Raw genomic sequence first — 9,802 nt, forward strand, 5'->3', positions numbered from 1 at the left:
GCTTTTTTATTTGCTTTCAGTTTCGCTTTTTACGGCGTCTTTCATTTCATCAGCTTGCGTTGCCGTGGCATCCATTTTTTCAGATACGGCGTCTTTCATTTCAGCCATTTTATCTGCCGCTGCGTCTTTTGCATCTTTGACTGTTTCAGCTGCTACATCTTTCATTTCATTGACCTGTGTTGCCATGGCATCCATTTTTTCAGATATGGCATCTTTCACTTCAGCCATTTTATCTGCCGCTGCATCTTTTGCATCTTTGGCTGCTTCAACCGCGGCATCTTTCATTTCACTGGCCTGCGTTGCCATGGCATCTATTTTTTCAGATACGACATCTTTCACTTCGGCCATTTTATCGGCTGCCATGTTTTGCGCATCTTTGGCAGCTTCAACTGTAGCATCCTTAACATCATTTGCGGCGTTTACTACAGCATCCTTAGCCTCGGAGACACTTGTTTTCGCCTGTTCGGCTTGTGGTGAAGTTTTGCTGTCATCACAACCGGTTACACTTAAAGTTACGCCTAACACTAATGCGGCTAATACTGATTTTTTCATCGTTACTCCTAAATTAACAATTGAAAGATAAACGCCTTACAATGTTGTTATGTAAGACACCTATAGTGTGTAACAAAAATTTACAAAGGCAAGTATTTTTTGTTAAAACTTGCCTAAAAATAGCAAAGTACAATTAATAAAAAGTCACAACAAGATGAAATATATCGTTTTTTAGATTTTAATTTCGAAGCAAAATAAAATTTACAAAAAACTTAATATAGGTCAAAATTTACCCAAATATTTAATTCCGATGACCTCGGCGCGCTTACCATCGAGATAAATTTCCGCAACAGTCGCCGGGTAAAAACTCGCGGGATTTCGACCGCACATTTCTTTCACAATGTCGCCAACTAAAGGCAAATGAGAAATGATTAACACATTTTCCACACCGTCTTCAGCTAACACGGAGAGATAATCGCTCACCACGCCGGAGTCACCGTAAGGCGTGATACCATCCCAAATTTCCAGTTTTTCGGTTAGCTTTTGTTCATAAACTTCATTAATTTGATTAAAGGTCTCCAACGCGCGGGCATAAGGGCTGACCAACACTTTATCCAAGTCAAGTGCGGTGGATTTTAACCAAGTTCCTTGCAAAGTGGATTGTTCCTTACCGCGCGCATTAAGACGGCGTTCCTTATCGGAATTCACCATCAATTCTGCTTCGCCGTGACGCATAACAAATAAACGCATGACCATTAAACCCTAGTTGGCTTCTTTTACTGCTGCTGCAATTTCTTCTGCACATTGCTGTGCCAAAGTGCCATCTTCACATTCTACCATGATACGGATAAGCGGCTCGGTACCTGATTTACGCAACAAAATTCGCCCTTTGCCCGCCAACCGTTTTTCCACATCGGCAGCAACCGTTTTCACCGCATCACTTTCCAACGGATTTTCACCGCCGGCAAAACGTACATTGATTAGCACTTGCGGGAATAATTTCACCGCACCCGCCAATTCATTAAGGGACAAACGATGTTTTGCCATCGCAGCCAATACGGCAAGAGAAGCAATAATGCCATCCCCGGTAGTGTTGCGATCGGCAATGATAATATGACCGGAGTTTTCCCCGCCTAAGCTCCAACCGCGTTCCTGCATTTTTTCCAATACATAACGATCGCCCACATTGGCACGCACAAATGGAATCGCTAATTGTTTTAACGCCAATTCAAGGCTCATGTTACTCATTAATGTGCCGACCACACCGCCTTGCAAACGACCTTCACGCAAGGCTTCACGGGCAATAATAAATAAGGCTTGGTCGCCATCGACTTTATTGCCAAGGTGGTCCACCATAATTAGGCGGTCGCCGTCGCCATCATACGCCAAGCCGACATCCGCATTAGTTTCTACCACTTTAGCTTGTAACGCCGCGATGTCGGTTGCGCCGCATTTTTCATTGATGTTCATGCCGTTCGGATGTGTCCCGATTTCAATGATTTCCGCGCCCAGTTCGCGCATGACATTCGGCGCAATATGGTAAGTCGCACCGTTGGCACAATCCACCACGATCTTATAGCCTTCCAGACTCAAATGCGCCGGGAATGTGCTTTTACAAAATTCGATATAACGACCCGCCGCATCTTTAATTCGGCTGGCACGCCCCAATTCGGCGGATTCCACGCAATCCATCGATTGCTCTAACATGGCTTCGATTTCTTCTTCCACATCATCAGGCAATTTTGTCCCTTGGATGGAGAAAAATTTGATTCCGTTATCGTAATATGGGTTATGTGAGGCAGAAATCACAATACCCGCTTCGGCACGGAAAGTACGGGTTAAATAAGCCACTGCCGGGGTCGGCATTGGTCCGGTAAAAGCGGCAGACAAACCGGCAGCCGCCAAACCTGCTTCAAGCGCGGATTCCAGCATATAACCGGAAATACGGGTATCTTTACCGATTAGCACCACGCGGGAGCCATGATTTGCTAGCACTTTGCCCGCAGCCCAACCGAGTTTTAACACAAAATCAGGGGTAATCGGATGAGATCCCACTTTCCCACGCACCCCGTCGGTGCCGAAATATTTACGTTCAGCCATGTTTAATTCCTTCTTTTTTTAAATACGTTATTTAACTGTTTAGGGTTGTCTGCCAAATTTTTAACGCATCGGCAGTTTCGCCGACATCATGTACGCGCAAAATACAGGCACCATTCATCGCGGCAATTAAAGCGGCGCTGACACTGCCGACGGTTCGTTGTTCCACCGGTTTATCCAGCACCGCACCAATCATTGATTTACGGGATATACCCGCCAGTACAGGATAACCCTGCCGGCAGAAAACCCGGAGTTGTTGCAGTAAGCGATAATTATGTTGCACACTTTTGCCAAACCCGAAGCCCGGATCCCAAATGATGTTATCTTGTTTGATTCCTGCTGCCAGACATTGTTCCGTACGTTGTTGCATAAATTTTAAAACGTCGGCAACCACATCATCATATTGCGGGGCTAACTGCATAGTGCGGGGTTGTCCCTGCATATGCATAATGCACACCGGCAGTGCCAGTTGCGCAGCGGTTTCCAGTGCGTGCGGTTCTTGCAATGCACGAATATCGTTAATCAAGTCCATACCCGCGTTTGCCGCTTCACGCATGACCTGTGCTTTTGACGTATCCACTGAAATCCAGCAATCGAATCGTTGACGTACCGCCGCAACCAAAGGCACAACACGTTGTAATTCCTCTTCCAGGGTAACTTCATCCGCCATCGGTCGGGTGGATTCGCCGCCGATGTCAATAATCGATGCGCCCAGTTGTAGCATCTTTTCCACTTGCGCTAACGCTTTATCCAACTGAAAAAACTTGCCGCTATCGGAAAACGAATCGGGGGTGAAATTAAGAATCCCCATAATTTGGGGAGTAGAAAGGTCTAAAACTTTATTGTTGGCGGTTGGTTTCATGAGGAACTCACTTGCTTATCTATGCAAAAATGATACGCAAACCTATGCGTAAAAGTGCGGTGCATTATAGCGGAGTTTCTCAACCTTGCCAAAATAATCCTAAGCATGATGCGAGAAGTGGCAACAGTAAGTGCTAAAATCATATGTTCATCACAAAACCCTTACCACAGGCTCATTTGTTCCGATTGTTTTTCTTCCGAAAAAGTAACGTGCAAACCGATTAAACGCACACTGCGCCCTTGTTTGCGCAGCCAAATTTGCGCCAACAGCCGATGAAAATTTTCTTCGGAAAAATCCACCGCACTTTTTTCCAAGGTGGTGACCTGAAAATCTTCAAATTTTAGCTTCACACCGATTTTACGAAATTGCGTCAACGGCATGTTCGGACAAGCGCATTGCACCCGCGCCACTAATTGAGAATACAGTTTGCGCAAAACCGCCTCCCCTTGATCGAGCTGCTCAATATTTTCCAATAACGTGATTTCCACGCCCACTGATTTACGCTCTCGATGAGGTTGCACCGGTCGTTCATCAATGCCATGGCTATATGCCCAAATGCGTTGCCCCATTTTGCCGAACAAATTAAACAGCGCATTGCGATCGTATTTTTGCACATTGGCACAGGTCGCCAGCACCATTTGCAGTAATTTTTCCGAGGTCACTTTGCCCACGCCGGGAATTTTTTTCAACGGCAACGCCGCCACAAAATCCGCCACCTCTTTCGGTTCGATCACAAACTGCCCGTTGGGTTTATTTTGATCGGAGGCGATTTTCGCCAAAAATTTCAACGGTGCCACGCCCGCCGACGCGGTTAAATGCAATTCGTTAAAAATCGCCGACCGAATATCTTGTGCAATCCAAGTGGCGGAACCGGCACATTTGTTACTTTTATTCTCCACGGAATATTTCACCAAAACATACGCCTGATTATCGTCATCCACCACAATATCCCGTTCTTCAAAATGAATATCGATACTTTTTTTAAATTGCGATAATGCGCCTTCTTGGGTGTTTTTCGTTTTTTGCTTGGTTTGTTGGGTTGTTTGCACTTTGCCTTTTGTATTTGGCTCTGCGGCAAAGGCGGCATTAAAAATGAAGGCTGATGATAGTGAAAGTAACGTAACGAATTTAAAAAATTTCATTGGATAATCTTTAACGAAATAAAAGTGAATTTTGATCTGCCCCTAAAAAGTTAGATGCCTTTAATTCAAGGACTGAGTTCTGTATTCCACAGGGCTTAGTCCTTTTAATTTTACTTGAATACATTCATGGTTGTAGTAATGAATCTATTCGTGGAGCGTTTTCTCAAGTTGCTCGAAGGTTTCAAACCGCTTGCCATAATAACATTCTGCCTTTAATCGACCGAAAAAGCTCTCCATTGCACTATTATCAAGGCAGTTGCCTTTTCCTTCAATAAACGCTGATAACCCTGCATTTAATATTGCCACCCTTGGTCTGAATGAAGAATCGGTGTTGTGCCGTCCAACTTTAACATCGCCTGTTCCATCATTCTTGTTATCTGTTCAAAATTCGGACTTGGCGACAAGTCATACGCGATAATTTCGCCATTGAAGAGGTCTTTAATTGGTGATAAATAGAGCTTACCTTCATCGTATTTCAATTCACTCGCATCGGTGACCCATTTTTCATTAGGTTTCGTCGCATTAAAATCCCGCCGTAACAAATTGTCTGCAATCTTGCCGACTTCACCTTGATAAGAACGATATTTTCGCTGTTTGCATTTTCCCTTCAAACCGAGATGTTGCATGAGAGATTGCACTCGCTTATGATTGATGCTCATCGTTTTTCTTAATGCTAATGTCACCCGTCGATAGCTATATTATGTTGGAGATAAAAATCAATGAGTTGTCGTTTGAAAAGTTGGTTATATTTAGTCATAAAAAATCTTAGTGGGTTGGGGATTAGTCCAACTTTTTGGGTGCAGATCATTTTCATTCATTTTATAAAGTCTAGTCATGATATCCTCTCAAGACGCTTTGTGTGCTTTTCTTAAACGGTATGCTGTAGCTCTTGAAATACCGTATTTTTGAGATAATTGTGCTAACGAAAAATGCTTTTTTACATCAAGCAAAAAGGACTGTTCTTGCTCTTCGATGAGTGCCTTCGGTCTTCCCCCTTTTCCTTCTATACCTTTTGCTAAACGCCCCTCCATAGTTCGTTCTCGAATTAAATTACGTTCCATTTCTGCCAATGCAGCCATAAACACAAACTTCACTTTATCAAATGGATCTGTACGCTTTTCAGTATCGATTATTCGCGTCACCAATCCGAATATGCTGGCATGGGGAATTGATGTGGGTGATATGTTGATTGTGGAAAAGAATAATGAGTTATTCGTTGAAGAACTGGTTGTGCTTGAAGTCAATAACGAATTTCATGTGTATGAATTTATCGCCCACACAAACGGCGAGTTCGTTTTCTTATCGCTCGATTCCAAAACCGAAAATATTAAAATCGCCGACTGGCGCAAACTCCCGCTTGTAGGCACTGTCACCAATGTGATTCATCAGCTGCAACGCAAAAATACCATGCGTTTTGCCGCCTAACTTGAACATAAAACAAAAAAAGTGCGGTCGAAAATTTAATTATTTTTTTCGACCGCACTTTGATCTTCCTCCCAAAAGTTGGATAGGTTAGTTAGCTTAAGTATTGAGCTCGGTATTGTAGCGGATTCAATCCCTTTAAATCGAGTTTAATTCATTTTTGGTTGTAATACACCAAATTTACCCGGCTGTAATCCTGCTTAACCTATTGATAATAAATTATCTAATGAGGAATTTCAGATACTTGCAACAGGTCATTTAAGGCATGTTTTTCCTTTGAACTTTTCGATGACTTTTCTTTTTTCTGCCGTCGTTTTTGATTGTCTAATTCCGCTAACTTTTTTTAGATAATCAAGCTCCGCTCTTGCAAGGGCGGGTTCCCGTTTCAGCTTTTTAAAAGCTTATGGTGAAAAGTCGCTTGTTTCAGCCATTTCAATCTGCGTTTTTTTCATTTTAGGTTTCAGAATTTCGGGTGTTTTGGGTTTAGCATAAGGCGATTTTACGCGATCAAGTCCTCTTTCACGAAAGGCTTTTAACCAATAAATGACTTGAGAATGAGGGATCTGATGAAGTTTAGCCACCTCACGGATACCAAAATCCTGTTAGGTGACCTGTTTGATAACCTTTAAACGAAATTGATAAGGGTAGGACATAATCTGCACCTAAAATTAGGTGCACGGGTTTTGGAGTGCAAAACACAAGTGCGGTCAGTTTGAAAAACGTTTTTTAAACTGACCGCACTTTTTATGCGTTGAATTAGCTCATGCGATAATTAGGTGCTTCTTTGGTAATCGTCACATCATGCACATGGCTTTCTTTAATGCCGGCGCCACTGATGCGTACGAATTGGGCTTTGGTGCGTAATTCATCAATGGTGGCGCAACCGGTTAAGCCCATGCAGGAGCGCAAACCGCCCATTTGTTGATGGATAATTTCTTTCAGTAAGCCTTTATAAGGAATGCGTCCTTCGATACCTTCCGGCACCAGCTTATCCGCCGCGTTGTCTGATTGGAAATAACGATCGCTGGAACCTTTCGCCATGGCGCCGAGGGAACCCATGCCACGATAAGATTTGAACGCACGACCTTGGTACAATTCGATTTCACCCGGGGCTTCTTCCGTGCCGGCAAACATCGAACCGACCATTACGCAACTGGCGCCGGCGGCAATGGCTTTCGCGATGTCGCCGGAATAACGAATACCGCCGTCGGCAATGACCGGAATACCACGATCTTTTAATGCTTCTGCGGCGTCAGAAATGGCGGTAATTTGCGGTACGCCCACGCCTGTTACGATACGGGTGGTACAAATCGACCCGGGGCCGATGCCCACTTTCACCGCACTTGCCCCCGCATCCGCTAGGGCAATGGCACCTTCGGCTGTCGCGATGTTGCCTGCAATAATCGGTAAGTTAGGGTATTTCGCGCGGGTTTCACGCACGCGTTGCAATACGCCTTCGGAATGCCCGTGAGAGGAGTCGATCAATAGCACGTCAACACCGGCTTTTACTAAGGCATCAATACGTTCTTCATTGCCGGTGCCCGCGCCAACTGCCGCGCCTACGCGCAAACGACCGAATTCGTCTTTACAGGCATTCGGTTTTTGTTCGGCTTTTTGGTAGTCTTTTAAGGTAATCATGCCTTTCAATTTAAAGTTGTCACCGACAACCAAGACTTTTTCCACGCGATGTTCGTGCATGAGTTGGAAAATTTCTTCACGTTGCGCGTCTTCTTTCACGGTCACCAAACGATCTTTCGGTGTCATAAAATCGGCAACGGTTTTATTGACATTGGACACGAAACGAATGTCACGACCGGTAATAATGCCCACTAAGTTGTTATCGGCATCTACTACGGGATAACCCGCGAAACCATTTTTTTGCGCAATGGCTTTTAATTCGCTGATGGTCAAATTCGGCGGAACGGTAATCGGATCCGACACCACGCCGCTTTCAAATTTTTTCACTTTACGCACCCGGTCCACCTGGCGTTCGATCGTCATGTTTTTATGAATAAAGCCGATACCGCCTTCTTGCGCTAATGAAATCGCTAATTTGGTTTCAGTCACGGTATCCATGGCGGCGGATAATATTGGAATGTTCAAGCGAATGGTGGAAGTGAGTTGGGTGGAAAGATTGGCGGTGTTCGGTAACACGGTAGAATGAGCGGGCAGGAGAAGAACGTCGTCAAACGTCAATGCCTCTTTTTGTATGCGTAATGCCATTGCAATATCTCTCTTAGTTGAGTGTTTAGGGAAAAATATTGCGGGCGAATTATACAGATTTTGCGTTAAATTGGGAACAAAAATTTATAAAAAATGCTATTTGGCGTATGATATAGGCAATTCGTTCAATAAGGAAATAGTATGGCGAAATTATTAGAATTATTGGTGAGCGGCGTTGAAAATTCATTGGAAAATCTGACCGCACTTTTAGGCTGTGACACGCAGCAATTGCAACAGGAGCTCCTCCAATTGGAGCAGCAGGGGATATGTTTTGACGTGGAAAACGATCACCTTTATTTGATCCCGGAAATGCCGCTATTAGATGAAGCACGTTTGACACAAGCTTTAGCACCTTATGGCGTAACGCTTAAACCGGTAATTTCCTCGACTAACCAATATTTGTTGGATCACTTGGAACAGTTACAAAAGGGGGATTTATGCTTGGCGGAATATCAAACCGCCGGGCGCGGGCGTCGTGGCAGGCAATGGATTTCCCCCTTTGCAGGGCAAATAATCATGAGTTTTTATTGGCAACTGAATCCGACAAAATCACTGGACGGATTGAGTTCGGTGATTGGTCTCGCCATCGTTCAAGCATTGGCGGAGTTGGATATGTACGGATTCCAAGTGAAATGGCCGAACGATATTTTAGTTAATGATCGAAAACTGGCGGGCATTTTGGTGGAGATCGTTAATCGCAAAAACGGCATATTGAATCTGATTGTAGGCATCGGCATGAATATTTCCCTCGGGCGGGATAAAAAAATCGATCAGCCATGGGCGGAATTAAGCGAATTTTTCCCGCAGGTTGATCGCGAACAAATTATCATCAAAATGACGAAAACCATTTATCGTTATCTCAAACGTTTTGAACAACGCGGCATTGATGCCGAACTGCAACAACAGTGGCTTAATCACGATGCCTATTTCGGTGCGGAGATCAATGTTATTACGGAAAAAAGTACGATTTCCGGTATTGAACAAGGCATTGATGCCACCGGACATTTATGCGTTATTACGGAAAACGGCAGACAATATTTCAACGCCGGAGAAGTGTCCCTACGCAAAAAATAAACTTTTTCATAAAAGCCAAGTCTAAAGCGGTGAGTAAAAACGAGAACATTACTCATCTTATTTTAGTAATTTAATGAGGTTTTAAAATGAAAAAACTGGTTCAAATTCTTGGCATCGTGACGTTAGCCGTGGCTTTAACCGGCTGCCATAATTTAAGCAGAACACAAAGGAATACTGCTGTCGGTGCTGCAATCGGCGGTGTCGCCGGTAACGTCATCGGCGGCTCAACCGGTGCCACTTTAGGTGGTGCAGCACTTGGCGGTTTAATCGGAAGCCAAGTGGGCAAATAATTTATTTTACTTAACTCGGAAAGCCAAAAGTGCGGTCAGAAATTCAAGTGTTTTTCTGACCGCACTTTTTTGCTCTCCATGATTTTTTATCTCTTGAATTGTCAAACCAAGTGCAACAATTTTTTAAAGTAAACCTCATAAGGTGTTTTCCGGCCTAAACACTTTCGTGGTCTTAGATTGAGTTTATCTACGACAGACTG

General features: G+C 44.0%; 8 protein-coding genes and 4 pseudogenes. 3 read left to right on the forward strand and 9 right to left on the reverse strand.

Features of this window, described 5'->3' with window-relative positions:
- Nucleotides 1-6: 6 nt before the first annotated feature.
- The 7 genes and pseudogenes from DK423_RS06365 to DK423_RS11345 form a co-directional block, all read right to left on the reverse strand.
- Nucleotides 7-552: a hypothetical protein gene (locus DK423_RS06365; protein ID WP_061885883.1), complete on the reverse strand. Its 546-nt coding sequence runs from the start codon at nucleotides 550-552 to the stop codon at nucleotides 7-9.
- A gap of 222 nt (nucleotides 553-774) precedes the next feature.
- The gene (gene sixA / locus DK423_RS06370; protein ID WP_032996501.1) at nucleotides 775-1,242 is read right to left on the reverse strand and encodes a phosphohistidine phosphatase SixA; all 468 of its coding nucleotides are present in this window, start codon (nucleotides 1,240-1,242) and stop codon (nucleotides 775-777) included.
- A 12-nt stretch (nucleotides 1,243-1,254) separates the two neighbouring features.
- Entirely contained in the window at nucleotides 1,255-2,592 is a 1,338-nt protein-coding gene (gene glmM, locus DK423_RS06375; protein ID WP_005555688.1) for a phosphoglucosamine mutase, read from the reverse strand.
- Between the two features lie 31 nt (nucleotides 2,593-2,623).
- On the reverse strand, nucleotides 2,624-3,451 hold the full coding sequence (folP, locus tag DK423_RS06380; RefSeq protein ID WP_061886887.1) for a dihydropteroate synthase: 828 nt from the start codon (nucleotides 3,449-3,451) through the stop codon (nucleotides 2,624-2,626).
- A gap of 161 nt (nucleotides 3,452-3,612) precedes the next feature.
- Nucleotides 3,613-4,335 (reverse strand): annotated as a pseudogene (gene dinB, locus DK423_RS06385) (DNA polymerase IV); the annotation flags it as partial.
- A gap of 318 nt (nucleotides 4,336-4,653) precedes the next feature.
- Nucleotides 4,654-5,291: pseudogene (locus DK423_RS06390) on the reverse strand (IS3 family transposase); the annotation flags it as partial.
- 147 nt (nucleotides 5,292-5,438) lie between these two features.
- Complete coding sequence (locus DK423_RS11345; RefSeq protein WP_267895859.1) at nucleotides 5,439-5,735, reverse strand: recombinase family protein; 297 nt, start codon at nucleotides 5,733-5,735, stop codon at nucleotides 5,439-5,441.
- Between DK423_RS11345 and DK423_RS06400 the strand changes: the two are divergent.
- Nucleotides 5,725-6,018 (forward strand): annotated as a pseudogene (locus DK423_RS06400) (S24 family peptidase); the annotation flags it as partial. The gene DK423_RS11345 and the pseudogene DK423_RS06400 sit on opposite strands and share 11 nt — an antisense overlap.
- A gap of 220 nt (nucleotides 6,019-6,238) precedes the next feature.
- Here DK423_RS06400 and DK423_RS11590 read toward each other — a convergent pair.
- A pseudogene (locus DK423_RS11590) lies at nucleotides 6,239-6,668 on the reverse strand (helix-turn-helix domain-containing protein).
- A gap of 103 nt (nucleotides 6,669-6,771) precedes the next feature.
- Entirely contained in the window at nucleotides 6,772-8,238 is a 1,467-nt protein-coding gene (gene guaB / locus DK423_RS06410; RefSeq protein ID WP_061886053.1) for an IMP dehydrogenase, read from the reverse strand.
- A gap of 141 nt (nucleotides 8,239-8,379) precedes the next feature.
- Here guaB and birA point away from each other — a divergent pair, with 141 nt between their 5' ends.
- Both birA and DK423_RS06420 read left to right on the forward strand, forming a co-directional pair.
- Nucleotides 8,380-9,312: a bifunctional biotin--[acetyl-CoA-carboxylase] ligase/biotin operon repressor BirA gene (gene birA, locus DK423_RS06415; RefSeq protein WP_005555698.1), complete on the forward strand. Its 933-nt coding sequence runs from the start codon at nucleotides 8,380-8,382 to the stop codon at nucleotides 9,310-9,312.
- 86 nt (nucleotides 9,313-9,398) lie between these two features.
- Nucleotides 9,399-9,602, forward strand: coding sequence for a glycine zipper 2TM domain-containing protein (locus DK423_RS06420; protein ID WP_005555701.1), 204 nt, complete (start codon nucleotides 9,399-9,401; stop codon nucleotides 9,600-9,602).
- Nucleotides 9,603-9,802: the final 200 nt, after the last annotated feature.

It is taken from the genome of Aggregatibacter actinomycetemcomitans (assembly GCF_003130205.1).
Taxonomy (GTDB): domain Bacteria; phylum Pseudomonadota; class Gammaproteobacteria; order Enterobacterales; family Pasteurellaceae; genus Aggregatibacter; species Aggregatibacter actinomycetemcomitans_A.